The sequence below is a fragment of the Amycolatopsis sp. NPDC089917 genome (genome assembly GCF_040684635.1).
Taxonomy (GTDB): domain Bacteria; phylum Actinomycetota; class Actinomycetes; order Mycobacteriales; family Pseudonocardiaceae; genus Amycolatopsis.
In genome coordinates, this window is record NZ_JBFBGL010000045.1 from 16,816 (window position 1) to 40,085 (window position 23,270).

The window sequence follows — 23,270 nt, forward strand, 5'->3', positions numbered from 1 at the left end:
GACGGTGTCCCCCCAGCGCCATCTACTGTACGCTGAATCAGCCCACAGTACTGTTTTGAGTACAGTTCAGCTCGGAGGAACCATGCCGGCGGACCGTCTGCTGCCCAGCACCGAGGCCCGGGATCTGATCGACCTGGCCAAGGAGATCGCCCGCGAGGAGCTCGCGCCGATCGCGAGCAAGTACGAAGAGACCGCGCACTTCCCGCGCGAGCAGTTCCGGCTGCTCGGCCAGGCCGGGCTGCTCGGGCTGCCGTACGCGGAGCGCTGGGGCGGCGGCGAGCTGCCGTACGAGGTCTACCTGCAGGTTCTCGAAGAGATCGCGGCCGCGTGGATGTCGGTCGGCGTCGGGCTGTCGGTGCACACGATGTCCTGCTTCGCCCTGGCGCACCACGGCACCGACGAGCAGCGTGACCGCTGGCTGCCCGCGATGCTGGAAGGCGATCTGCTGGGCGCGTACGCGCTCTCGGAGACCCACGCCGGCTCCGACGCCGCGGCCCTTTCGACCCGCGCGCGGCTCGACGGCGACCAGTACGTCGTGAACGGCACGAAGGCGTGGATCACCCATGCGGGTGAGGCCGACTTCTACACGACCATGGTGCGCACCAGTGACGACGGCGGACAGGGCATCAGCTGCCTGCTCGTCGACGCGGCGACGCCGGGCCTCTCGGCCGCGCCGCCCGAGCGGAAGATGGGACTCACCGGCTCGACCACCGCGCAGCTGATGTTCGAGAACGCCGCCGTCGACGCCGACCGGCGGATCAGCGAAGAGGGTCAAGGGCTGAAGATCGCGCTGTCATCGCTCAGCTCCGGACGGCTGGGCATCGCCGCCTGCGCCGTCGGGCTCGCGCAGGCCGCGCTGGACGAGGCGCTTGAGTACGCGAAGGGCCGCACGCAGTTCGGGCGGCCGATCATCGAGTTCCAGGGCCTGGAGTTCCTGCTGGCCGACATGGCCGCCACCGTCGAGACGTCGCGCGCGATGTACCTCGACGCCGCCCGCCGCCGCGACCGCGGGCTGCCGTTCCAGCGGCAGGCGTCGATCGCGAAGCTCGTCGCGACCGACGGCGCGATGAAGGTGACCACCGACGCGGTGCAGGTCCTCGGCGGCGCCGGCTACACCAAGGACTTCCCGGTGGAGCGGTACATGCGGGAGGCGAAGGTGCCGCAGATCTTCGAGGGCACGAACCAGATCCAGCGCATGGTGATCGCGCGGGAACTCCGGAAGGCCTGACGTCCGGCCAGTCACGCGTGTCGTCCATCTGATCACGCGTGTCGTCCAAGCAGCCATCCGAAACACCCGGCTCGGACCGGTGGGTCGCGAGTGGCGACTCGTACGACAGGGTCGCCCGAGCGGCCTCAGTACCTCTGCGGGCCGAACTGCTGCGGCGGATACGACTGCGGCGACGGCCCGGGCTGCCACTGAGGCCCAGGCTGTCCCGGCGGGTACCGCGGGACAGCCTGCGCGACGTGCGGCTGCTGATATCCCTGCTGCTGGTATCCCTGTGACTGGAACACCTGCTGCTGCGGGAATCCCGGCCCCGCGTTCTGCCCGGCGGCGACGAGCTCACGCGCCTTGCGTCGCTTCCCGCGGATGAGCATCGTCGTGCCCGAACCGGTCAGCGCGACCCCGGCCCCGGCCATCCAGAGACCGTGATTCCGGAACGTCTCCGCCCGCGATTCGGCGGCGGCCTTCATCTCGGCGTAGGTGTCCTCGCCGGTGCCGCGGCCGTTCTTCGTGGTCTCGCAGACGTCGCCGGGCGACATGATCTTGCCGCCGCATTTGATGCGATTCGGGTCCTCTCGCGAGAACAGCAAGGTGACGATCAAGAACCCGATCCCGACGACCAGGACGAAGACCCAGCGCTTCATATGTTACACACCTTCCCCATGTGTAACATATGAGAGCACAGGTCACGCGCCCTTGACAAGAGCGTGCTCAACCCTCGCGGTAACGCCGCTCCTCGGTCACGCCGACCCCGGCCTCCTCGTCGAAGTGGTAGACCTCGCGCCCGCGCACGAACACCCGCATCGCGCGGTTCATCACGTCCAGCGGGTCACCCGACCAGATGGCCACGTCGGCGTCGAGGCCCGGCTTCAGGGCGCCGACCTGGTCTTCGAGCCCCAGCATGGCGGCCGGGTTGACGGTCAGCGCCTTCAGCGCGGTCTCCGGGTCGAGGCCGTCCTTCACCGACAGCGCGGCCTGATACACCAGGAAGTTGATCGGCACGACCGGGTGGTCCGTGGTGATCGCGATCCGCACGCCCGCCCTGGCGAGGATGCCGGGCGCGCGCAGGGTGCGGTTGCGCAGCTCCACTTTGGACTTGGTGGTGAACAGCGGGCCGAGGATCACCGGCACGTCCCGCTCGGCGAGCAGGTCCGCGATCAGGTGCCCTTCGGTGCCGTGGTTGATCACCAGTTTGTAGCCGAACTCGTCCGCCAGCCGGATAGCGGTGACCATGTCGTCGGCGCGGTGGACGTGCTGGTCCCAGTACAGCTCGCCGTCGAGGACCTTGGCCAGAGTCTCCTTGGTCAGGTCGACGTCGAACGGTTTGCCCTCGCCGGCGGCGTGGTCGCGCTGGGCGGCGTAGTTGCGCGCGGCGGTGAACGCGTCACGGATGGTCGACGCGACGCCGAGCCTGGTCGACGGCGTCTGCTTCTTCTCGCCGTACACCCGCTTCGGGTTCTCGCCGAGCGCGCTCTTCACGCTGACGCCCTCGGCGAAGATCATGTCGAGCACGGTCCGGCCCCAGGTCTTGACGCCGATCGTCTGCCCGCCGATGGGGTTGCCCGAACCGGGCTTGATGACGACGCTGGTGACGCCGCCCGCGAGCGCGTCGTCGAACCCGGGCTCGTACGGGTCGATGCCGTCGATCGCCCGGAACCGCGCGCCGTTGGGGTCGGTCATCTCGTTGGTGTCGTTGCCCGACCAGCCTTCGCCGTCCTCGTGGACGCCGAGGTGGGCGTGCGCGTCGATGAACCCGGGCAGCACCCAGCTGCCCGCGGCGTCGATCAGTTCCGCGTCGTCGGGGACGTCGACACCGGCGTCCGTGCCGACCGCGACGATCTTTCCGTTCTCGATGAGGACCGTGCCACCGTCGATGGGTTCACCGTCGACCGGGACGACGTAACCACCGACGATGGCCTTGACCTGTGCTTTGTCAGACATACTTTGACACGCTAACGAACTGTGCCGTCCGTCCGCACGCGGGGCTTTTCGAAGTGGACGAGCTCGTAGTGTTCCTCCGGCGTCCGGTGCGTCTCGACGTAGCCGAGTTTCCGGTACATCCGCAGCGGGCCGACGCTGCGCTCCCCGGTGAACAGACGGAACACGGTCACCGAAGACGGCATGGCCGATTCGGCGGCGAGCAGCAACGAGCTGCCGAGCCCGTGTCCCTGCCTGTCCGGGGCCACGATGAGCCTGCCGACGAGCCCGGCGCCGCCGTCCACGACGATCCGGACGCTCGCCACCAGCCGCCCGGATTCCCTGACGCCCCAGGCGAAACACGCGGGATCACCCAGGGCCTCCTTGGTCTGTTCGAAGGTCTCCAGCAGCGGCGGGAGGTCGATGTTCTCGTGCGCCCGCGCCTCCGGGACGTACGCCGCGCGCTGCAGCGTGAGCACCTCACCCGCGTCCACGGGCCCGAGCCGGAGCGGCGGCGAAGTCATCACCGCACCCGGATTCCCCAGCTCCCGGTCCACGAGGACGCGGGCTCCAGCTCGATCAGGTCGGTGCCGGTGTTGAGCGCGTCGGCGGGGCAGGTCATCGGCTCGATCGCCACCGCGCGGCCGCGGCCGACCAGGTCGTCCGGCGTGAACACCTGCGCCCAGTGGAAGTCCGGCCCGGCCCAGACCACGAGCTCCCGCTCGCCGTGTGAAAGGACGTAGTGGTGGTTGCCGTCCTCGGCGACGCTCAGCCCGCCGAACGCCGTGTCGAGGTCGACGCCTTCGAGCAGCTTGCCGGACCGGAAGTCGTACTCGGTCCCCTCGACGTCCTGTTCCTCGGCGTACGGCATCTGCTCGTCGCCGAGGTACGGCCGGACCCGGCTCGCGGGCAGCGTCAGGGTCAGCTCGTCGGTGGGCACGTCACCGACGCGGAAGTACGGGTGTGTGCCGAGCCCGACGCCGATCGGGCTCTCGCCCTCGTTGCGGATCTCGTGCGTCACGACCAGCTCGCGCGGCGAGATCTCGTAGGTGATCGTCGCGCGCAGCGGCACCGGCCAACCCTCTTGCGCCGGGACGTCGACGGCCAGGGTGATCGACGACTCCGCGTGCTCCAGCAGCTCCCATTCCTCGTGCCGGGTGAGGCCGTGGATCGCGTTGCCGCGGGCCTCCTCGGTGATCGGGAGCTGCTGCTTCTCGCCCTGGTAGTCCCACTGGCCGCCCTTGGTGCGGTTCGGCCAAGGCAGCAGCACCTGCCCGGCACCCTTCGGCGGCTTCTCGTCCTCGGCGAACGCCTCGACGTACGGCACTCCGCCGACCTCGAACGCGCGCAACCCGGCTCCGATCTCGGTGACGACGGCGCGCGCGTTGCCGCGGGTGATCTCGAACTGCTCTCCGGTGGGATTGGCCATGCCGACGAGGTTACCGGCGGCCGACGGGGACGTAGGCTGCGAATGCCACGCCCGGACGAAGGAGACCGCCGCGATGACCGTTCCCGGCTACCCCAGCACCGTCGGCCGCGTCCTGGAGCGGAGCGCGCGCCGCGTCCCGGACCGGGTCGCGCTCACCTTCGCCGATCGCGTGTGGACGTACGCGGGGCTCGATCGCGCGACGGGCAGGGTCGCGGCGAAGCTGCTCGACCGCGGGCTCGTCCACGGCGACCGCGTCGCGGCCTTCGGCAAGAACTCCGACGCGTATCTGTTGTTGTACCTCGGTTGCGCGCGGGCCGGGCTGGTGCACGTGCCGGTGAACTTCAACGCGCGCGGCGAGGAGCTCGAATACCTGCTGACGCAGTCCGAACCCGCTGCCGCCTTCGTCGATCCCGCGCTGGCCGAACACGCCGGTATCGATCATGTGTCCACACTGGACGTTCTGGCCTGGGCGTTGGACGAGACCGTCGTCCCGCACGAGGAATCCGGGGTCGCGGACGACGATCTCGTCCAGCTGCTCTACACGTCCGGGACGACTTCCCGGCCGAAGGGCGCGATGCTCACCCATCGCGCGCTGGTGCACGAGTACTCGTCCTGTATCGCCGCGCTCGACCTGAGCGACCGTGACGTGCCGCTGCACGCGCTGCCGCTGTACCACTCGGCGCAGATGCACGTGTTCCTCATGCCGGGGCTGGCCGTCGGCGCGACGAACCATCTCGTCGAGGCACCCGATCTCGGCGACATCCTCGCGCGGATCCCGCGCCAGGGCGTCACTTCCCTGTTCTTCCCGCCGACCGTCTGGGTGGGCTTGGCGAACCATCCCGGCCTCGCGGACGCGGATCTCGGCAGTCTCACCAAGGCGTACTACGGCGCGTCGATCATGCCCGTGCCGGTGCTGAACTCCCTGCGCTCGCGGCTGCCGGAAGTCGGTTTCTACAACTGTTTCGGTCAATCCGAGATCGGTCCACTCGCGACGGTGCTGCGGCCCGAAGAGCACGACGCGCGGCCGGATTCCGTCGGCCGCCCGGTCCTTTTCGTCGAGACGCGGGTGGTGGACGCCGAGATGAACGACCTTCCGCCGGGCGAACTCGGCGAGGTCGTGTACCGCTCGCCGCAGCTGTGCACGGGTTACTGGGGCGAGCCCGAGGAGTCGGTGGAGGCGTTCGCGGGCGGCTGGTTCCATTCCGGCGATCTGGTGCGCCAGGACGCGGAAGGCTATCTGTTCGTCGTCGACCGGATCAAGGACGTCGTCAACACCGGCGGCGTGCTCGTCGCGTCGCGTGAGGTGGAGGACGCGCTGTACGCGCATCCCGCCGTCGCCGAGGTGGCCGTCGTCGGTCTGCCGCACGACCGCTGGATCGAGGCGATCGCCGCGGTGGTCGTGGTGAAGGAGCGGGTGGAGGAAGCGGAACTGATCGAGTTCGCCAAGAAGTCGCTCGCGGCGCACAAGGTGCCGAAGTCGGTGCATTTCGTCGGCGAATTGCCCAAGAACGCGTCCGGGAAACTGCTCAAACGCGAACTGCGGCAACGACTCGGCGGTTCAGCGTCCGCGATCGGCGTCTAGCGACTCGGCGAACTCGCTGTCGCAGTGCGTGTCCCAGATCAGGACGCGATGTCCGCGTACGAGCCCTCGATTTCCTTGCACCAGAAGCCTTCCCTGTGGGCAGTTCCTCGTGGAGCACGCGGAAATCGGCTTCGGCTCGGCCGCTCGGCGGTTCGGTGGTCGCGATGATGAAGTCGCAGTCGCTGCGGAGGTCGCCGAGCGCGAACGATCCCTGGACGTACGCGCTACGAAGGCGTGACTCGCGTGATCAGACACGGATCTCGCGTGATTGGACGGCGAACTCACGTGATTGGACGGCGAACTCGGTGTTCGGTGCCTGATCACGCGAGATCCGTGTCTGTTCATGTGAGTGCGGCGTCGCCACACCACGACTCACTAGACCGGTCGTCATAGTTTGGGCTACAGTCGGCCGCATGGTCCGCCGCACCGACACCCGGCAGCGCATGCTCGACTCCGCCGCCGAGCTCTTCCAGCATCAGGGTTACCACGCCACCGGGCTCAACCAGCTCGTCGCCGCCGTCGGCGCGCCCAAGGGTTCGCTCTACTTCCACTTCCCCGGCGGCAAGGAGCAGCTGGCCGCCGAGGCCATCCGCCAGTCCGCCGATCGGCTCTGCGATCAGCTGCGCGTGATCGTCGCGAACTCACCCGACGTCGTCACCGGCGTCGAGAACGTCGTCGACGCGCTCGCGACGTCGCTGGAGGAGTCGGATTTCCAGCGCGGCTGCCCGCTCGCGACGGTCGCGCTCGACGCGTCGGGTGACAGCGAGGAGATCCGCAAGGCCTGCGCCGACGGCTACACCTCCTGGCACACCCTCATCTCCGAAGCGCTGAACACCGAAAAAGCGGACCACCTGGCGACAGTCGTCCTCGCCACGATCGAGGGCGGTTTGCTGCTGGCCAAGACGTTGCACGACACCGCGCCGCTGCGCGCGATCGCCCCTCATCTCCGCACCACACTCGAACGGGAGCTGTCCTGATGCGCGTCCATCACCTGAACTGCGGGACCATGCGGCCGGTCGGCGGGAAACTCGTCGACGGCAAGCCGGGCCTGTTCCGCCGCGCGGAACTGATCTGCCACTGCCTGCTCCTGGAGACCGACACCGGGCTCGTGCTCATCGAAACCGGCGTCGGGACGCCGACCGTCACCCGGCCCGTCGAATGGCTCGGCGCCGGGTTCGTCCGGCTGGTCCACCCCGACAGCGACGACGACCTCAGCGCCACGACGCAGATCCGCGAGCTCGGCTTCGACCCTGCCGACGTGCGCGACATCGTGCTCACCCACCTCGACCTCGACCACGCGGGCGGGCTCGTCGACTTCCCCCAGGCGAGGGTCCACGTCCACGCCCGCGAGCTCCAGGCGCTCGAAAACCCGGTCGACCGCAAGGAGGCGAGCCGCTACCGGAAGGTCCAGTTCAGCCACGGCCCGAGCTGGAAGCCGTACCGCGCCGACGGCGAGCCTTGGTTCGGTTTCGACGCAGTCCGCGAGCTCGAAGGGGTCCCGGACGTCCTGATCATCCCCCTCGCCGGGCACACCCGCGGGCACGCGGGCATCGCGGTCGACACCGGTGACGGCTGGCTCCTCAACGCCGGTGACGCCGTCTTCCACGGCGGCGAGCTGGAGCGAAAGCCGCACATCCCGCTCGCACTCGGCTTCTTCGAGTCGTACATGCAGACGGAGAAAACGGCACGACTGGACAACCAGCGCCGGCTGCGCGAACTTGTCAGTAACAACGGTGACGAGGTGACGGTCTTCGCCGCGCACGACGCCACCGCATTCGAACGGCTCAGCCAGAGGAGCAGGCTATGAAGGTCCACCATCTGAACTGCGGCACGATGCGGGCGCCGGGAGGCGGGTTCCTCGACGGCCAGCCGGGCCTGCTGCGCCGCTCGGAGCTGGTGGCGCACTGCCTGCTGATCGAGACCGCCGACGGGCTCGTGCTGGTGGACACCGGTTTCGGCCGCAAGGGTGTCGCGAATCCCGGCGGCTGGCTCGGCACGCCGTTCACGATCATGGTCGGCGCGAAGCCGGTCGAGGTGGAGACGGCGGCCCACCAGGTCGAGGCGCTCGGCCACAAACTGGAGGACGTGCGGCACATCGTCTGCACCCACCTCGACGTCGACCACGCGGGCGGGCTCGCCGATTTCCCGAACGCCGTCGTGCACGTCCGCACCTCGGAGCACGACGCGGCGACCTCACCGGCGAACGCGAGCGAGAAGTTCCGCTTCCGCGCCAACCAGTTCGCCCACCGTCCACTGTGGAGCACCTACGACGAGGCCGGGGACGAATGGTTCGGTTTCCAGGCCGTCCGTGAACTCAAGGGCCTGCCACCGGAGATCCTGCTGGTGCCGCTCGCCGGCCACACCAAGGGCCACACCGGCGTGGCGGTCGACACCGGCGACGGCTGGCTGCTGCACGCGGGCGACGCGTACTTCTTCCACGGTCAGATGGATCCGGTGAAGCCGCACTGCCCGCCGGGGATGACCGTCTTCCAGAACATGGTGCAGACGCTGCGCAAGCCGCGGCTGGAGAACGTCGAACGGCTGCGGGAGCTGAGCCGGGAACACGCCGACGAGGTCACCGTGTTCTCGGCCCACAGCCCGGTGGAGTACCAGGCCCTCAAACGGGACTGACGAGGTCAGCCGACCGGCGGCTCGATGGGCCGCCGGTCCTCCTCGCTGTGCGTGGCCCGCATGACGAGCCAGTTGACCCCCCACAGCACGACCCCGACGCCGAGCAGGATCGCGGCGACCTTGTAGTCGCGCGCGGGCCGCCCGGACAACGGCGTCACCAGGTAGACGCAGAAGATCGCGGCCAGCACCGGGACGATCGTCGGCGCGCGGAAATGCTTGTGCGCCGCCTTTTCCTTGCGCAGGATGAGCACCGCGACGTTGACGATGGCGAACACGGCCAGCAGCAGCAACGCCGTCGTCCCGCCGAGCACGCCGATGTCCACAAAGGACACCAGGCCGATGGCGATGACGCTGGTGAACACGATCGCCACCCACGGGCTGCGGCGGAACGGGTGCACGGTGCCGAGCTGCTTCGGGATGATCCGCTGGTTCGCCATGCCGTAGAGCAGACGGCTCGCCATCAGCATGTTGATCAGGGCCGAGTTGATCACCGCGAACAGGCCGATCGCGGAGAAGACCTCACGCGGGAACCCGGGCGCCCCGACGTCGAGCACCTTCAGCAGCGCGCTGCTCTTGGCCGCCGCCAGATCGTCCGCGGGCACCAGCAGCGACGAAGTCACGGAGACCATGATGTAGATGGTCGCGGCGATGACCATTCCCCACAGCATCGCCTTCGGGAAGATGCGGATCGGGTCCTTGCACTCCTCGGCCATGTTGACCGAGTCCTCGAAGCCGACCATCGCGAAGAACGCCAGCGACGTCGCCGAGGTGATCGCCACCAGCATCGTCTGGTTCTCGGTGTCGAACTCGACCAGCCGGGAGGCGTCCCCGTTGCCGTTGAGCACCGCCCACACGCCGACCCCGATGATGATCAGCAGACCGCCGATCTCGATGCAGGTCAGCACCACGTTGGTCTTCACCGACTCGGAGACCCCGCGGAAGTTGATCAGCCCGAGCCCGATCACGAACAGGATCGCCACCAGTGGCATCGGCGCGGTGATGAACTCGGCGAGATAGGTGTCGCCGAAGGCCTTCGCCGCGGACGAGGCCGACGTGATCCCGGAACACATCACCGCGAACGCCACCATGAAGGTGAGGAAGCGGATCTTGAACGCCTTGTGCGTGTACAGCGCGGCGCCCGCCGCCTGCGGGTACTTCCCGACCAGTTCCAGGTAACTGAACGCGGTCATGAACGCGACCACGAAGGCGATCAGGAACGGCAGCCACAGCGCGCCGCCCACCCGTCCCGCCACTTGCCCGGTGAGCGCGTAGACGCCCGTCCCGATGATGTCCCCCACCACGAAGAACAGCAGGAGCTTGGAGCCCATTACCCGTTTGAGGCTCGGTTGACCGGCAGGACCGGTCTGTTCCGTCGTCGTGTCCGCCATGCGGCAAGAGTGTGCCGCATCACGTCTGTGGCCGACAGTCCGTTTTGGTCAGTTCTTCGTCACGGGTTGACCGGAGGCGAATCTGGGTATTCCGGTCAGTTGGCGTCGACCGCGGTCTTCACCAGCGGGACCATCATCTCCTGCGTCATCTTCACCGGACCGGTGTAGTTGACCAGCACCGGGACGTCGCCGACGAGTTCGGCGGCCGCCAGCGTCGCGGTCTTGTTCTCGTCGGTGTAGTAGAGGGCGCCGTCACCGACACCGGCGACGTCCTTCGCGGTCGGCTTGGCCTTCTTGAGCGCGGTGACCATCTCGGCGGGCTTGATCTTGTTGCCCTCGAAGCGGGTCACGGCGAGCGCGCCGACCTGCTTGCCGGCGGCCGAGTAGACGCAGCTCTTGGCCTTCCCGCCGTTGGCGGCGTTGTCCTGCACCGGGCCCGGCGCCGACGTCACGCCCTGGATGTTGATGGCCTTCGAGACGGCCTCGGCGGGCAGCAGCGCGCACGGCTCCTTCGCCCCGGCGCCACCGGTCGGAGCGGCCGAGGAACTCGGCGGGACGGAGGAGGACGGAGCGGGCGCCTGGCTCGACGGCTTCGCCGCGTTGTCCGACTTCCCGTCCCCGGAAGAACAGGCGGAAAGGGTCGCGATGACAGCGGCGAACAGGACGATCGCTCGTGAAATACGCATGCGCCCGACGATAGTCCGATCGGCTCAGTCCACCGGGGCCCGGTACCGCCAGAAGGACGGGATCAGCAACGCGGCGGCGACGACCAGCACGATGACCAGCACCCCACCGCCCGAAGCGGCGGCCGCGGTGCCGACCCCGGCGGCCGCCCAGCCGTGGGTGAGGTCGGCGATCCGCGGGCCGCCCGCGACGACGACGGTGAACACGCCCTGGAGCCGTCCGCGCATCTCGTCGGTGGTGGCGACCTGCAGGATCGACATCCGGTAGATCGCGCTGACCATGTCGGCGGCCCCGGCGAGCGCCATGAAGAAGACCGCGAGCCAGAGCGAGTTCGCCAGCCCGAACCCGATGATGGCGGCGCCCCAGACGCAGACCGAGACGATCACGCCGGCGCCCTGTTTGCCGATCCTGGTCAGCCAGCCGGAGAAGAGGCCGATCAGCATCGCGCCCGCCGGGAGCGCGGCGTAGAGCCAGCCCAGCGCCGGTCCGCCGCCGGGCGGGTCGCCGAAAGTGCGCTCCGCCATCTCCGGGATCAGCGCCCGCGGCATGCCCGCGACCATCGCGATGATGTCGACGAGGAAGGACGCCAGCAGGATCTTCTGGGTCGCCAGGTACTTGAAGCCATCGATGATGTCGCGGATCCCGGCCCGGCGGGCGATCTCGCCGAGCGGCGGGATCGGCGGCAGCTTCCAGACCGCGATCAGGGTCAGGGTCAGCGCGACGACGTCGATCAGGTAGAGCGTCGAGAGCCCGAGGATCGGGATCAGCGAACCGGCCAGCAGCGGGCCGAAGACCGCGCCGAAGGTGGCCATGGTGCTGCTCAGCGCGGTCGCGGGCGCGATCAGGTTGTCCGGCACCAGCCGGGCGACGACGGCACTGCGGGTCGGCATGTTGACCGCGAAGAACGCCTGGTTGACCGCCAGCAGGGCCAGGACGAGCCAGACGGAGCCGGCGTTCACGAACGCCTGGAGCCACAGGACCGCCGAGGTGACGGTGACCCCGACGTTGGTGACGAGCAGGAGCTTGCGGCGATCGACGGCGTCCGCGATGGCACCGCCCCAGAGACCGAAGACGAGCAGCGGGATCAGCGCGACCAGGCCGGTCAGGCCGACGTATGCCGACGAGCCGGTGAGGTCGAAGACCTGTTTGGGGACGGCGACGGCGGTGAGCTGGCTGCCGATGGCGGTGACCGCGGTGGACAGCCAGAGGCGGCGGAACGCGGGGATCTTGAGCGGCCGGGTGTCGACGACGATCGAGCCGAACAGCTTACGGACGCCTTTGCGCTGCTCAACCTCCACGTCATCACTCACAACCAGACAGCTTAGCCGCGCTAACTAACCAACCGCGCGCGATTTATGTCACCCGGTGGCCGACCCGTTAGCGAGTGAAGCTACGGCGCGACGCGCTCCACCTGCCAGCCGTCGTCGGTGCGGACGTAGCGGAGCCTGTCGTGCATGCGGTCCTCGCGGCCCTGCCAGAACTCGACGATGTCGGGCCGGATGCGCCACCCGCCCCAGTGCGGCGGGAACGGGATGTTCTCGACGTCGGCGAAGCGGCGCTCGATGCCGTGAAGCGCGGTCTCGAGGGCGCGGCGGCCGTCGACGACGCGGGACTGCGGCGACGCCCAGGCCCCGAGCTGCGAACCCCGCGGCCGGGAGGCCCAGTACTCGGCGGTCTCGGCGACGTTGACCTTCTCCACCTCGCCGCGGACGTGGACCTGACGCTGCAGGGCGTACCACGGGAAGGTGATCGACGCGTAGCGCGTCGCGGTGAGGTCGTGGCTCTTGGTCGACGTGTAGTTCGTGTAGAACACGACGCCGCGTTCGTCGAGGCCCTTGCACAGGACGGTCCGGGAGGACGGCCTGCCCTCCGGGTCGGCGGTGGCGAGCACCATCGCGTTCGGTTCGGCGACCCCGGCGGCGACGGCCTGGTTCAGCCAGTCCTGCAGCTGGGTGGTCCAGGTGTCCGCCAGCGCGGACTCGTCGAAGGCGGCCCCTTCGTAGGCCACCCGCATCCCGGGCAGGCGAACGACGGCGTCGCCGTTGTCGGCAGCGCCTTCCTTGATCTCCGGCATCATCCGCCAAACCTCCGTACCCGGTCGGGGCATCTGTGACTTCGGCTTTGCCGCCGACGGTATTGCCTCGAAGGCGGCGGCGAAACCCACTGAACGGTGACACCCGCCACCCCTGCCCGATCATCTGTGTGTAACCGCTGGACCGCAAGCCGTTACCTCCCGGTTACCTGCCGGCCCGTGATCGATACAGCCCGAAGCGCACGCCCTCCGAGGCCGGCCGCCGCTTTGTTCCGCGCCGTCCCGGCGACCCACGAAATCGCGCCCGCCGTCGAGAAACAGGACCGGCTCGCCATTACCCGCACGGAAATTGCCTGGACAGACCCGGTCCGCACAGTTCCACAAAGAATTGTCCACCGGCGAAAAAGCGTCACATTTCCCTTTCCCCCGCCGACGATTCCCGGATTCGCGAACAATTCCCGAGACCATTCACACCTGGCGCCGCGACGGCACCCGCCCGGGCGTCCCGTTAATTCTGTCGTTTGACAGAAATTACGGCGCCGGGAAACCTCCGCGACACATCCGGGCAAGATGTGTCAGAAGGCCGGCTCCGGGCGGCAATTCGTCCCGAAACCGGCCTTCACTTCTCCCCGTCCGGCTGTCAGTTCGTGACAGTGAACTCCGCGCGGACGATCCATCCCCAGCAGTCGTACGACGCCGTGTACCGGCCCGGCACCGTCCCCACTGGACCGTCGCCCCGGAGCGCGACACCGATGCCTCCGGTGCCGCCGTCTCCCACCACTCTCAAGGGAATCGGCGCGGCGAGACCGTCCGCGGTGAGCGTCGTCGCGAGCTCGCCCGCACCCGACGGACGCAGGCAATAGATGTCCGCGGTGACCGTCCCACCTGCGACGACGGTGTTCGGGGTCAAGGCCAGACTGGACGGTCTCGTCGCGTTCGCCTGCCCCGCTCCGGCCAAGGTGGACACGATCGCCGCCCCCGCGACGCACAACGCGGCCGCACGAATTTTCATCCTCTGCTCCCTCCCGGAAGACGGGCGACGTTTTCACCCGCCACCCGATGGACGTACCCCGATGGGTCCGGGGTTGCCCAGCCGGCGAGACTCCGCCCCTCGGGGCGAACGGCCGGATTTAGCAGAATGTGACAGCAAATCAGGCAAGAGCTGACGATCACACTAGGTAGACCTTGCGCCACTCGATAGGATCGCCGCCGAGAGCAACGGGGTGATCACCTCTATCCAGTGTGTTCAGAGGTTTCGGATGGGACGGCCGGGTGTGCGGCTGATCCGTCCGCTATTGCCGGCCGGGCTTCCACGAGGAGCTCGACACCGGTCGATCAGTCCTGCGCTCGAACCGCCGGAACTTTCCACGCCCGATTTACTCCCCTTCCCCAGGAGTGCGTTGTGATTTCCCGTTACCGCCGTCTGATGACGGCGTTGTTGTGCGCCATTTCGCTCGCGGGCGTGACAGCCCTTTCGGCATGTTCCGACAGCACGGCCGCCTCCGGCACCAAGGTCACCATCGGTTACAGCGCGTGGCCAGGCTGGTTCCCGTGGGCCGTGGCCCAGGAGAAGGGCCTCTTCGAGAAGAACGGCGTGACCGTCGACCTGAAGTGGTTCGACAGCTACACCGAGAGCATCAACGCACTGTCCTCCGGCGCGATCGACGCGAACAGCCAGACCCTGAACGACACGCTCGCGTCGGTCAGCGGTGGCGCGAAGCTGTCGGTCGTCCTGGTCAACGACAACTCGACCGGCAACGACAAGATCATCGCCCGCCAGGGCATCACCGGCGTCGCCGACCTCAAGGGCAAGAAGATCGCCGTCGAGCAGGGCACCGTCGACCACTACCTCCTGCTGCTCGCGCTGCAGGAGGCGAAGCTGACCGAAAAGGACGTCGAGCTGGTCCCGCTGCTGACCGACGCCGCCGCGGCGGCGTTCGTCGGCGAGCAGGTCGACGCCGTCGCCGCCTTCGCCCCCTTCACCACGAAGGCGCTCGAACGTCCCGGCAGCCGCGCGATCGCGACGTCCGCCGAGTTCCCCGGCGCCATCCCGGACCACCTGGTCGTCTCCGAGCAGATGTCGAAGGAGCGCAAGAAGGAGGTCCAGGCACTGGTGAACACCTGGTTCGAGACGATCGACTGGATCAAGCAGAACCGGGATGAGGCCGTGAAGATCATGGCCAAACGCGGCGCCGTGTCGATCGACGAGTACAAGACCTACGACGCCGGCACCACGATCTTCACCAAGCAGCAGAACCTCGACGCCTTCACCCCCGGCGTCACCCCCGCCCACCTGAACTTCCAGGCGGGCAAGATCGCCGACTTCATCATCTCCAACGGGCTCGCCCAGAACCGGCCCGACTTCGACGCGCTGTTCGACGACCAGTACGTCAAGGCGGTGAAGTGAGCACCACGGACGCGGCGAAGCAGGCCTCTCAGCGGACGGACGCCGCTGACGAGGCCGAAGCGCGGCGTCTCGACGACGAGCAGCGGCTCGCCGAAGCGCAGGAAGACCGTCGCCGGGGCGGCGCGCGACCGGACTGGTCGCCGCTGCCCCGCCGGGCGGGCCTCAAACCGAACGCGTCCCCGCTGTTCTCGCTCCGGACCCCGATCCCCGCGCGCTGGCGCTGGACGCTGGCGGTGGCGTCGTTCGCGATCCCGCTGCTGATCTGGGTGACGCTGAACGCGCTGGGCACCATCAAGCCCACGTTCCTGCCGACGCCGGTCGCGGTGTTCGACGCGCTGCTGAAGATGATCGAGTCCGGCGAACTGTTCAGCGATCTCTGGGCCACCACCCAGCGGGTGCTGCTCGGCTTCGGGCTCGCTGTCGCCGTCTCGGTCCCGCTCGGCATCGTGATGGGGACGTTCAACGCGGGACTGGCGCTGTTCGAACCGGTCATCGCGATGTTGCGCTACCTGCCGGCGAGCGCGTTCATCCCGCTGCTGATGATCTGGCTCGGCCTCGGCGAGCCGTCGAAGGTCGCGGTCCTGTTCCTGGGCACGGTCTTCTTCAACACGCTGATGACCGCCGACGCCGTGCGCGGGGTGCCGCGGTCGCTGATCGACGTGTCGTACACGCTCGGCGCGCGGCGCGGCGAGGTGCTGCGCAAGGTGATCGTCCCGCACGCGCTGCCCGGCATGATCGACGCGACCCGCGTCAACGCCGCGGCCGCCTGGAACTTCGTGGTGGTCGCCGAAATGATCAACGCCACCGCCGGGCTCGGCCTGCGGATCATGCGGGCGCAGCGGTTCACCCAGACCGACCGGATCTTCGCGCTGCTGATCGTGATCGGCCTGCTCGGTCTGGTCATCGACATCGCTTTGCGGCTCCTGCGGGCCCGAGTCGGGAAGTGGGCGGCATGACGCTCCAGCTGAAAGCCGTCGCCAAGGACTACACCGTCCGCGGCAGGACCACCCGCGCGCTCGACGGGATCGACCTCGACATCGCGCGCGGCGACTTCGTCTGCGTGGTCGGCGCGAGCGGGTCCGGGAAGTCGACCCTGCTCTCGCTGATCGCCGGGCTGGCCGAACCGTCCGAAGGTCTCATCACCCTCGACGGCGACGCCGTGACCGGGCCCGGCCCGGATCGCGGGCTGGTGTTCCAGCACGGCGCGCTGTACCCGTGGCGCACGGTGGAGAGCAACGTCGCGTTCGGACTCGAACTGCTGAGCCTCGACAAGGCCGAACGCGGCCGCCGGGTCGACTGGTATCTCGAAGAGACCGGGCTCGCGCATCTGCGGAAGTCGTTGCCCAAGCAGCTTTCCGGCGGGCAGAAGCAACGGGTCGCGATCGCGCGGGCGCTGGCGGGCGAGCCCGACGTCCTGCTGCTGGACGAACCTTTCGGCGCGCTGGACGTCCAGACCAAAGAGGACATGCAGGTCCTGATCCGCCGGATCTGGACCGACACCGGCACCACGGTGCTGATGGTGACCCACGACGTCGAAGAGGCCGTGTTCCTCGGCCGTCGCGTCGTGGTGCTGGCCTCGGATCCGGGCCGGGTGGCCGCCGACATCGCGGTCGACCTGCCCGAAGACCGCGAGCTCGCGGTCAAACGCGCGCCGGAGTTCGTCGCGTTGCGCGCGTCCATCGAAGATCTGGTCCGGGAACAACACCGCGGACATCTCGGGCGGAGCCGAGAAGAAAGGTGACCATGAGGCACGGGAAGACCCGGCCGGAACGCACCGCGCGTTCCGGGTTGCTCGGCAGACTCGGCATCCGGGGCAAGCTCAACCTGCTCCTGATGCTGCCGCTGACCGCCGTGGTCCTGGTGTCGGTGCCTTACGTCGCCGGTGAAGTCGACGACGCGCGGTCCGCCCGCACCACCGCCGACGTCGCGTCGCAGGCCCGCGCGCTCGGCACGCTCGCCTGGGAACTGCAACGGGAGCGCCTGCTCACCGCGCACTACATCGCGTCGTCGTCGGCGAGCAGTTCGGCGATGCTGAAGCAGCAGGGCGTCGTCGCGGACACGGTGAACCAGGTACGCGCGCAACTGCCCGAGGACGCGCCCGAGGAACTCGCGGCCGCCCTGGTGCGGATCGGGTCGCTGAGCGAGATCCGGGAAAACGCGCTGCGGCGCGGCGCTTCGCTCGACAGCGTGGCGCGGACGTATCACGCGGTGATCGACTCGATCATCAACTCGCTCCGCCTGGTCCCGCAGCAGACCAGTGACGCGGAGGGCACCCGGCAGCTGACCGCGCTCGACGCGCTGCTGCGCGCGAACGAGGAGAACTCGTTGCGCGGCATGGCTTTGATCATCGTGCTGGTCACCCCCGACTCCGGGCAGCCGGTGCTGGACGACGCGAAACAGCAGTCGTCGCTGTTCCTCGAACGGTTCGTGCAGCAGGCCGACGTCACCCAGGCCACGCAGGTCGTCGCGGTCGAACAGGGCGAGACGGGCCGCCGGGTCGACTCGCTGGAAGGCAAGATCGCGGAAACCCGCGGCCCGCAGGCGGTGCAGAACCTGCTGCCCGACATCCTCGGCGCCGTCGACGCGCAGTCGAATCAGCGACGGCTCGCGCAGGACGCGGTCACCACCGGCATCACCGACACCGCGACCGCGCGTGCGGACGCCGCGCAGAACCTGGCGTGGACCATCGGTCTCGGCGCCGGCGTGCTGTTCCTGCTGGTCGGCGGTCTCGCGATCGCGGTCAGCCGGTCGATCGCGGATCCGCTGCGGAAGCTGACCACGGCGGCGACGTCGGTCGCGGACCTCGCGAGCACCGAACTGGTCCGCGTCACCGACACCGAACAGGCCGAAGAACTCGCGCCGCGGCTGGCCACCATCGACGTGTCCTCCCAGGACGAACTCGGCAAGCTGGCCGAGGCGTTCAACCGGGTGCAGGCCACCGCGGCCGAACTGGTGGAACGGCAGGCCGTCACGCGGCGCAACGTCGGCCTCATGTTCGCCAACGTCGCGAAGCGGACGCAGAACCTGGTGGGCAGGCAGCTGGCGCTGGTCGACGAACTGGAGCGCAACGAACAGGACGTCGCGCTGCTGGCGAGCCTCTACCGGCTCGACCACCTCTCCACCCGTCTGCGCCGGAACGCGGACAACCTCCTCGTCGTCTCGGGAAACCGCGACGAGGCGAGGATTTCCGGGCCGATCGAGCTGTCGACGGCGCTGCGTTCGGCGCTCGCGGAGATCGAGGACTACCAGCGGGTCCGGCTCGGTTCGATGGGCGACGTCCTGCTGTCCTCGCCGTTCGGTTCGGATCTGGTGCTGATCTTCGCCGAGCTGCTGGAGAACGCGACGTCGTTCTCCCCGCCGGAGTCCTTTGTGGACGTCGGCACGAAGATCCTGCCCGACGGCTCCTGCCTGATCGTCATCGTGGACCAGGGCATCGGCATGACCGCCGAAAAGCTCGCCGAGGAGAACCGGCGGCTGGTCGAACGCGAACGGCTCGAACTCGCGCCCACCAGTGTGCTCGGGCTGTTCGTGGTCGGACGGCTCGCGCGGCGGCACGGGCTCAAGGTCGAACTGATCGAGACCGAACCGGGCGCGGGCATCACCGCACGGATCATCGTCCCGTCGGATCTGCTGACCTACCGGGCGCCCTTGCCGAAGTCCGTCCCGGCGCCGCCGGCGTGGCCGACGGTGGAACCGGGCGACGAACCCGATCCGCAACCGCCTCGGTCGCAGCCGCGGCCGCAGCCGAAGAAGCGGGACGAGCCGCCGACGCTGGCGATCGCCGGGATGATCCCGCGCGACGGTCTGCCTCCCCGGGATTTCCGCTGGTTCCGCAAGACCGACGGGGAGATCCCGGAGCCGATGTCGGAACCCACACCGCCGCCCGCGCCCTCGCTCACGCCGGTGCCCGCGTACGAAGCCCCCAAGCCGGCGCTGACCGCCGATTCCGGGGAGACCCGCGGCGGATTGCGGCGGCGGGTCAAGGGCGCGCAGCTCCCGGGTGCCCCCGACGCGCCGTCGCGACAGAAGTCCCGGCATGATCCAGAAGCGGCCAAAGCGGCCTTCGACGGGTTCGAGGCCGGACTCGCGAAGGCCACCGCGCCGGCCGAGGAACCTGTACCACCACAAGCACCTCCGCCCCCGGTGAGCCCGCCGGCGGGCACCCCGATGCCCATGCCGACCCCGACACCGGTGCCCGCCGCCTCGCGCGGCGGTCTCACCCGGCGGGTCCCCGGCGCCCAGCTGGCGCCGGGGCTGGCGAAAGGACCGGCCGCGCGACACCAGACCGCGCGGGCGGCCCTGAACACCACCAAGCCCAAGGGCATGCGTGACCCCGAGGCCGAGCGTGCCGCGTTCGACGCCTTCAGTGACGGGTTGGAGAAAGCCGTCAACCCGGAGATGCAACAGAGAGAGAAGAGCAAGAGATGACGACCGGAGTCAGCGTCGAAGCCCGGAACTTCAACTGGTTGGTGACGCGCTTCGCACAGAACACGGCGAGCGCGATGGGCGCGATCGCCGTCTCGGCCGACGGCCTGCTGATCGCGATGTCGTCCGAGCTGGAACGCGCCAACGCCGACCGGCTGGCCGCGATCTGCTCGGCGATGCTCGGACTGGCGCACGGCGTCTCCGAGAGCCACCCGCTCGGGTCCCCCGACAAGATCATCATCGAACTGGAGCAGGGTTACCTGCTGGTCTGCACGATCAGCATCGGCTGCTCCCTCGGCGTGCTCGCCACCAAGCAGGCCAGCCTCGGCACGATCGCCTACGAGATGGCGATGTTCGCCAACCGGGCCACCGAGGTGCTCACCCCCGCGCTGATCGAGGAACTCAAGAAGAGCGTCGGCAGCTAACTGACGAGGGGAAAAGGGAATGAGCGACGATCAGGTACCTCAGCCGAGAGGCGCCGAACAGGGCATCTCACCGCTGCGCCCGTATCTGCTCACCGCCGGCCGCGCGCAGCCGGTGGACGGCACGCTCGAAATCGAGGCACAGGTGCTCACGAGCAGGCTCGGCGCCGCGTCACAGGCGAGGCTGACCTTCGAACGACGGGAGATCGTTTCCCTTTGCCGGGAAACGAAATCCGTCGCCGAAGTGGCGGCGATGCTCGGCCTGCACATCGGCGTGGCCCGGGTGCTCGTGGCGGATCTCGCCGCGCTCGGTTACGTCGTGCTGCGTCGCCCGGCCGGAGCCTTCACCCAGGACCTCGGCATGATCGAAAGGGTCATTCGTGGACTCGAAGCAATTCGCTGAACCGGCGTCGGCCAAGCCGCCGACACCGGTCAAGATCGTCATCGCCGGCGGGTTCGGGGTCGGCAAGACGACCACCGTCGGCGCGATTTCGGAGATCAAACCGCTCACCACCGAGGCCGCCATGACCTCGGCGGGCGCGGCCGTGGACGGTACGGGCGGGGAGGTGCCGTCGAAGACCACCACCACGGTGGCGCTGGACTTCGGCTGCATCACCATCGACGAAGAGGTGAAGCTGTACCTCTTCGGCACCCCGGGGCAGGACCGGTTCGGGTTCATGTGGCACGACCTCGTGCTGGGAGCGCTGGGAGCGCTCGTCATCGTCGACACCCGGCGGCTCGACGACTGCTACCCGGCGGTCGACTACTTCGAGAAGGCCGGGCTGCCGTTCGTGGTCGGGGTGAACGTCTTCGACGGCTCCCTCAAGCACGACCTCGAAGACGTGCGCTGGGCGCTCGCGGTGAGCGAGGACGTCCCGCTGATCACGTTCGACGCGCGGCAGCGGCTCTCGGTGCGGGACGCGCTGCTCGCGGTGCTGCACAACACCTTCCGGCGGGCCTCCGCCGCTTCCTGACGCGGTCTTGTCGAGGGTAAGGCAACCTCGCGTGTTCGTGGACGGTGTCGGTGACTCCGCGCGACGCCGGGCCCGCGATGCCGACTGTGTGGATTTCGGTGCGCCGGATGAGCGGAAATCCACACAGTCCCGTCGTGACCGGACCGGTCACGACGATCGGACAGGGAGGGTGTGTGGAAATAGGGACGTTCAACGTCCCTATTTCCACACACTTCTCACCCTGAGTGACACCACCCGCCTCGCTGGCCGACACCTTTGCCCTCCCCCTCGACAAGTGTCATGAAAGGGTCGTTCCTGACGTTTTTCGTCAGGAACGACCCTTTCATGACATCCGGCGGAGGTCAGACCGGCCGTGTGATCGCGGCGAGCATCAGGGCCCGGAGTTCGGCGGCGACGTCGGCGACCGGCAGCGGCGGGGTGTGCGCCTGCCACTCGCGCAGCAGCCCGGTCGCCGCGCCGACGAGCGCGATCGCCGTCAGGTGATAGTCGCGGTCCGGCGCCACGTCGTGCGCGGCGGCGTGCCGGGCCTCGGCTTCGATGAACGCGGCCCACCGGTCGACCCATTCCTGGTGCTGCGCCTCCAAAGCGGCGCTGACGCCGACCGCCTCGACGTAATTCAGCCGCGGCATCCGCGGATCCGAGGTCACCGTGCCGACGAAGACGTCCAGCAGCGTCCCGATCCGGGTGACCGCGTCGGCGTCCCCCAGCCGTTCCAGCGTGCCTGTGACGTGCTCCAGCGCGAGGGCGTTGATGCGCTCGTGCAGGGTCAGCAGCACCTTCTCCTTGCTCTCGAACTCCTCGTAGAAGTTCCGCGTGGAGACGCCCGCGCGGGTGCACAACTCGGTGATCTTCGCCTGCCGGTAGCCCGTCGAGGTGAACAGGTCCAGGGCCGCCAGGAGCAGGCGTTCACGCCGTTCGGCGCGCCGCTGCTCCGGGGCGACCCCGCCGTACGTGCGGGCCACTCGACCTCCCCCGATTCGGTAACAGGGATTGCCAGATGCTACCAACAGCGCCTACATTGCGAAAATCTCGATTACCAAACTGGAGGCAACGGTGCTTCGGACAGTTCTGGTCTCAGCCCTCGCAGCCACCCTGATCGGCGCGCCCGCCGCGCAAGCCGCGCCGAGCGCGCCCGGCGATCTGGTCGACTACAAACCGGTCGCCGCCACCGCTCCGGCGAAGGCGTGGAAACTCACCTACCGCTCCACTTCCGCCACCGGGAAGCCCAACACGGTGTCGGGCATGCTGCTGGTCCCGCCCACGCCGTGGACGAAGGGGCCGCGTCCGCTGGTCAGCTACGCCGTCGGCACCCATGGCCTCGGCGACCGCTGCGCGCCCTCGGCCCGGCTGACGAACGGATCCGAGAACGAAGTCCTCCTGATGAGCCAAGCGCTTTCGCGCGGCTGGGCGGTCGTCGTGACCGACTACGAGGGCCTCGGCACCCCAGGCACGCACACCTACGCCGTCGGCCAGTCGGAAGGCCGGGCCGTCCTCGACGCCGCCCGCGCCGCCTCCCGGGTTCCCGAGGCCGGGCTGTCGAAGTCCGGTCCGGTCGGCGTTTTCGGCTACTCCCAAGGAGGTCAGGCCGCGGCGTTCGCCGGCGAACTGCAGCCTTCTTATGCTCCGGACGTCAACCTGGTCGGCGTCGCGGAAGGCGGGGTCCCGGCGGATCTGAACGCGGTCCTGAAGTTCAACGACGGCGGACCGGCGTTCGGCTTGGTGCTCGGCGCCGCCGTCGGCTACGCGACCGCGTACCCGGAACTGCCGTTCAACGACGTGCTCAACGCCAAAGGCGAGAAGGCCGTCGCGAAGGTCAAGGAAGCGTGCACAGTCGAACTCGGCGCGGCGGCGCCTTTCGCGCGGCTCAACGACTTCACGACCGTGCCGAACGTTTCGTCCGACCCGCGCTGGCAGGCCCGGCTCGGCGAGAACCTGGCGGGCAAGACCAAACCGGGCGCGCCGGTCTACCTGTACCACGCCTCGCTGGACGAGCTGATCCCGCTTTCGGTCGGCAAGGGCCTGCGCGACCGCTACCGCGCCCTCGGCGCCGACGTCACCTGGCAGGAGTTCCCGCTGCTGGAACACATCGGCGGCGTCTCCGCGGGCGGCCCGGTCGCGATGACCTGGCTGGGCACCAAGTTCTAGCGACCGGGGCAC

Annotated in this window: 23 protein-coding genes; 13 read left to right on the forward strand and 10 right to left on the reverse strand. The window is 68.8% G+C overall.

What is annotated here, in order from left to right:
• The first annotated feature begins 82 nt into the window (after positions 1-82).
• Positions 83-1,228 (forward strand): acyl-CoA dehydrogenase family protein, encoded by a 1,146-nt coding sequence (locus tag AB0N89_RS28355; RefSeq protein WP_364210290.1) that lies wholly within the window; start codon positions 83-85, stop codon positions 1,226-1,228.
• A gap of 125 nt (positions 1,229-1,353) precedes the next feature.
• On the opposite strand, the gene AB0N89_RS28360 is transcribed toward AB0N89_RS28355, so the two are convergent.
• The 4 genes from AB0N89_RS28360 to AB0N89_RS28375 form a co-directional block, all read right to left on the reverse strand.
• Positions 1,354-1,866 carry a hypothetical protein gene (locus AB0N89_RS28360; RefSeq protein ID WP_364210293.1) on the reverse strand — a complete coding sequence of 171 codons (513 nt, stop codon included), beginning with the start codon at positions 1,864-1,866 and terminating at the stop codon, positions 1,354-1,356.
• 67 nt (positions 1,867-1,933) lie between these two features.
• Positions 1,934-3,163 (reverse strand): amidohydrolase, encoded by a 1,230-nt coding sequence (locus AB0N89_RS28365; RefSeq protein WP_364210295.1) that lies wholly within the window; start codon positions 3,161-3,163, stop codon positions 1,934-1,936.
• Between the two features lie 11 nt (positions 3,164-3,174).
• The gene (locus tag AB0N89_RS28370) at positions 3,175-3,696 is read right to left on the reverse strand and encodes a GNAT family N-acetyltransferase (protein WP_364210298.1); all 522 of its coding nucleotides are present in this window, start codon (positions 3,694-3,696) and stop codon (positions 3,175-3,177) included.
• Positions 3,663-4,568, reverse strand: coding sequence for an aldose 1-epimerase family protein (locus AB0N89_RS28375; RefSeq protein ID WP_364210301.1), 906 nt, complete (start codon positions 4,566-4,568; stop codon positions 3,663-3,665). The genes AB0N89_RS28370 and AB0N89_RS28375 overlap by 34 nt, the downstream gene beginning before the upstream one ends.
• A 73-nt stretch (positions 4,569-4,641) precedes the next feature.
• Between AB0N89_RS28375 and AB0N89_RS28380 the strand changes: the two genes are divergently transcribed.
• The 4 genes from AB0N89_RS28380 (at position 4,642) to AB0N89_RS28395 (ending at position 8,781) form a co-directional block, all read left to right on the forward strand.
• A complete protein-coding gene (locus AB0N89_RS28380; RefSeq protein ID WP_364210304.1) occupies positions 4,642-6,150 on the forward strand; it encodes a fatty acyl-CoA synthetase in 1,509 nt (502 codons plus the stop codon).
• 413 nt (positions 6,151-6,563) lie between these two features.
• Positions 6,564-7,127, forward strand: a complete 564-nt coding sequence (locus tag AB0N89_RS28385; RefSeq protein WP_364210307.1) for a TetR/AcrR family transcriptional regulator — start codon at positions 6,564-6,566, stop codon at positions 7,125-7,127.
• Positions 7,127-7,957, forward strand: coding sequence for an MBL fold metallo-hydrolase (locus AB0N89_RS28390; RefSeq protein WP_364210310.1), 831 nt, complete (start codon positions 7,127-7,129; stop codon positions 7,955-7,957). The genes AB0N89_RS28385 and AB0N89_RS28390 overlap by 1 nt, the downstream gene beginning before the upstream one ends.
• Entirely contained in the window at positions 7,954-8,781 is an 828-nt protein-coding gene (locus tag AB0N89_RS28395) for an MBL fold metallo-hydrolase (protein ID WP_364210313.1), read from the forward strand. The genes AB0N89_RS28390 and AB0N89_RS28395 overlap by 4 nt, the downstream gene beginning before the upstream one ends.
• 5 nt (positions 8,782-8,786) lie before the next feature.
• On the opposite strand, the gene AB0N89_RS28400 is transcribed toward AB0N89_RS28395, so the two are convergent.
• The 5 genes from AB0N89_RS28400 to AB0N89_RS28420 form a co-directional block, all read right to left on the reverse strand.
• Positions 8,787-10,169 (reverse strand): APC family permease, encoded by a 1,383-nt coding sequence (locus AB0N89_RS28400; RefSeq protein WP_364210316.1) that lies wholly within the window; start codon positions 10,167-10,169, stop codon positions 8,787-8,789.
• Positions 10,170-10,264: 95 nt separating this feature from the next.
• Positions 10,265-10,855, reverse strand: a complete 591-nt coding sequence (locus AB0N89_RS28405; protein ID WP_364210319.1) for a DUF3558 domain-containing protein — start codon at positions 10,853-10,855, stop codon at positions 10,265-10,267.
• Positions 10,856-10,879: 24 nt separating this feature from the next.
• Positions 10,880-12,163 carry an MFS transporter gene (locus AB0N89_RS28410; RefSeq protein ID WP_364210322.1) on the reverse strand — a complete coding sequence of 428 codons (1,284 nt, stop codon included), beginning with the start codon at positions 12,161-12,163 and terminating at the stop codon, positions 10,880-10,882.
• Between the two features lie 80 nt (positions 12,164-12,243).
• Positions 12,244-12,930 (reverse strand): pyridoxamine 5'-phosphate oxidase, encoded by a 687-nt coding sequence (pdxH, locus tag AB0N89_RS28415; protein WP_364210325.1) that lies wholly within the window; start codon positions 12,928-12,930, stop codon positions 12,244-12,246.
• Positions 12,931-13,525: 595 nt separating this feature from the next.
• Positions 13,526-13,897, reverse strand: a complete 372-nt coding sequence (locus AB0N89_RS28420) for a hypothetical protein (protein WP_364210328.1) — start codon at positions 13,895-13,897, stop codon at positions 13,526-13,528.
• 390 nt (positions 13,898-14,287) lie between these two features.
• Between AB0N89_RS28420 and AB0N89_RS28425 the strand changes: the two genes are divergently transcribed.
• From AB0N89_RS28425 to AB0N89_RS28455, 7 genes are read left to right on the forward strand one after another with little or no spacing between them, the layout of a single operon-like run.
• On the forward strand, positions 14,288-15,292 hold the full coding sequence (locus AB0N89_RS28425; RefSeq protein ID WP_364210331.1) for an ABC transporter substrate-binding protein: 1,005 nt from the start codon (positions 14,288-14,290) through the stop codon (positions 15,290-15,292).
• A complete protein-coding gene (locus AB0N89_RS28430; RefSeq protein ID WP_364210334.1) occupies positions 15,289-16,248 on the forward strand; it encodes an ABC transporter permease in 960 nt (319 codons plus the stop codon). Before AB0N89_RS28425 ends, AB0N89_RS28430 begins: the two co-directional genes overlap by 4 nt.
• On the forward strand, positions 16,245-17,033 hold the full coding sequence (locus tag AB0N89_RS28435; protein ID WP_364210337.1) for an ABC transporter ATP-binding protein: 789 nt from the start codon (positions 16,245-16,247) through the stop codon (positions 17,031-17,033). The genes AB0N89_RS28430 and AB0N89_RS28435 overlap by 4 nt, the downstream gene beginning before the upstream one ends.
• Positions 17,034-17,035: 2 nt before the next feature.
• Complete coding sequence (locus tag AB0N89_RS28440) at positions 17,036-19,720, forward strand: nitrate- and nitrite sensing domain-containing protein (protein ID WP_364210340.1); 2,685 nt, start codon at positions 17,036-17,038, stop codon at positions 19,718-19,720.
• Positions 19,717-20,142, forward strand: a complete 426-nt coding sequence (locus AB0N89_RS28445; protein WP_005156032.1) for a roadblock/LC7 domain-containing protein — start codon at positions 19,717-19,719, stop codon at positions 20,140-20,142. The genes AB0N89_RS28440 and AB0N89_RS28445 overlap by 4 nt, the downstream gene beginning before the upstream one ends.
• Positions 20,143-20,161: 19 nt before the next feature.
• A complete protein-coding gene (locus AB0N89_RS28450) occupies positions 20,162-20,542 on the forward strand; it encodes a DUF742 domain-containing protein (RefSeq protein ID WP_005156033.1) in 381 nt (126 codons plus the stop codon).
• Entirely contained in the window at positions 20,520-21,113 is a 594-nt protein-coding gene (locus AB0N89_RS28455; RefSeq protein ID WP_364210345.1) for an ATP/GTP-binding protein, read from the forward strand. Before AB0N89_RS28450 ends, AB0N89_RS28455 begins: the two co-directional genes overlap by 23 nt.
• Positions 21,114-21,454: 341 nt before the next feature.
• On the opposite strand, the gene AB0N89_RS28460 is transcribed toward AB0N89_RS28455, so the two are convergent.
• Positions 21,455-22,075 (reverse strand): TetR/AcrR family transcriptional regulator, encoded by a 621-nt coding sequence (locus AB0N89_RS28460; RefSeq protein ID WP_364210348.1) that lies wholly within the window; start codon positions 22,073-22,075, stop codon positions 21,455-21,457.
• A gap of 91 nt (positions 22,076-22,166) precedes the next feature.
• Here AB0N89_RS28460 and AB0N89_RS28465 point away from each other — a divergent pair, with 91 nt between their 5' ends.
• Positions 22,167-23,258 carry a lipase family protein gene (locus tag AB0N89_RS28465; protein WP_364210351.1) on the forward strand — a complete coding sequence of 364 codons (1,092 nt, stop codon included), beginning with the start codon at positions 22,167-22,169 and terminating at the stop codon, positions 23,256-23,258.
• Positions 23,259-23,270 lie beyond the last annotated feature (12 nt).

Coding starts and splice junctions, on each gene's coding strand:
- AB0N89_RS28445 (WP_005156032.1), top strand. CDS start 19,717: ATGACGACCGGAGTCAGCGTCGAAGCCCGGAACTTCAACTGGTTGGTG.
- AB0N89_RS28450 (WP_005156033.1), top strand. CDS start 20,162: ATGAGCGACGATCAGGTACCTCAGCCGAGAGGCGCCGAACAGGGCATC.
- AB0N89_RS28375 (WP_364210301.1), bottom strand. CDS start 4,568: ATGGCCAATCCCACCGGAGAGCAGTTCGAGATCACCCGCGGCAACGCG.
- AB0N89_RS28380 (WP_364210304.1), top strand. CDS start 4,642: ATGACCGTTCCCGGCTACCCCAGCACCGTCGGCCGCGTCCTGGAGCGG.
- AB0N89_RS28390 (WP_364210310.1), top strand. CDS start 7,127: ATGCGCGTCCATCACCTGAACTGCGGGACCATGCGGCCGGTCGGCGGG.
- AB0N89_RS28400 (WP_364210316.1), bottom strand. CDS start 10,169: ATGGCGGACACGACGACGGAACAGACCGGTCCTGCCGGTCAACCGAGC.
- AB0N89_RS28365 (WP_364210295.1), bottom strand. CDS start 3,163: ATGTCTGACAAAGCACAGGTCAAGGCCATCGTCGGTGGTTACGTCGTC.
- AB0N89_RS28355 (WP_364210290.1), top strand. CDS start 83: ATGCCGGCGGACCGTCTGCTGCCCAGCACCGAGGCCCGGGATCTGATC.
- AB0N89_RS28405 (WP_364210319.1), bottom strand. CDS start 10,855: ATGCGTATTTCACGAGCGATCGTCCTGTTCGCCGCTGTCATCGCGACC.
- AB0N89_RS28360 (WP_364210293.1), bottom strand. CDS start 1,866: ATGAAGCGCTGGGTCTTCGTCCTGGTCGTCGGGATCGGGTTCTTGATC.
- AB0N89_RS28385 (WP_364210307.1), top strand. CDS start 6,564: ATGGTCCGCCGCACCGACACCCGGCAGCGCATGCTCGACTCCGCCGCC.
- pdxH (WP_364210325.1), bottom strand. CDS start 12,930: ATGATGCCGGAGATCAAGGAAGGCGCTGCCGACAACGGCGACGCCGTC.
- AB0N89_RS28440 (WP_364210340.1), top strand. CDS start 17,036: ATGAGGCACGGGAAGACCCGGCCGGAACGCACCGCGCGTTCCGGGTTG.
- AB0N89_RS28420 (WP_364210328.1), bottom strand. CDS start 13,897: ATGAAAATTCGTGCGGCCGCGTTGTGCGTCGCGGGGGCGGCGATCGTG.
- AB0N89_RS28395 (WP_364210313.1), top strand. CDS start 7,954: ATGAAGGTCCACCATCTGAACTGCGGCACGATGCGGGCGCCGGGAGGC.
- AB0N89_RS28435 (WP_364210337.1), top strand. CDS start 16,245: ATGACGCTCCAGCTGAAAGCCGTCGCCAAGGACTACACCGTCCGCGGC.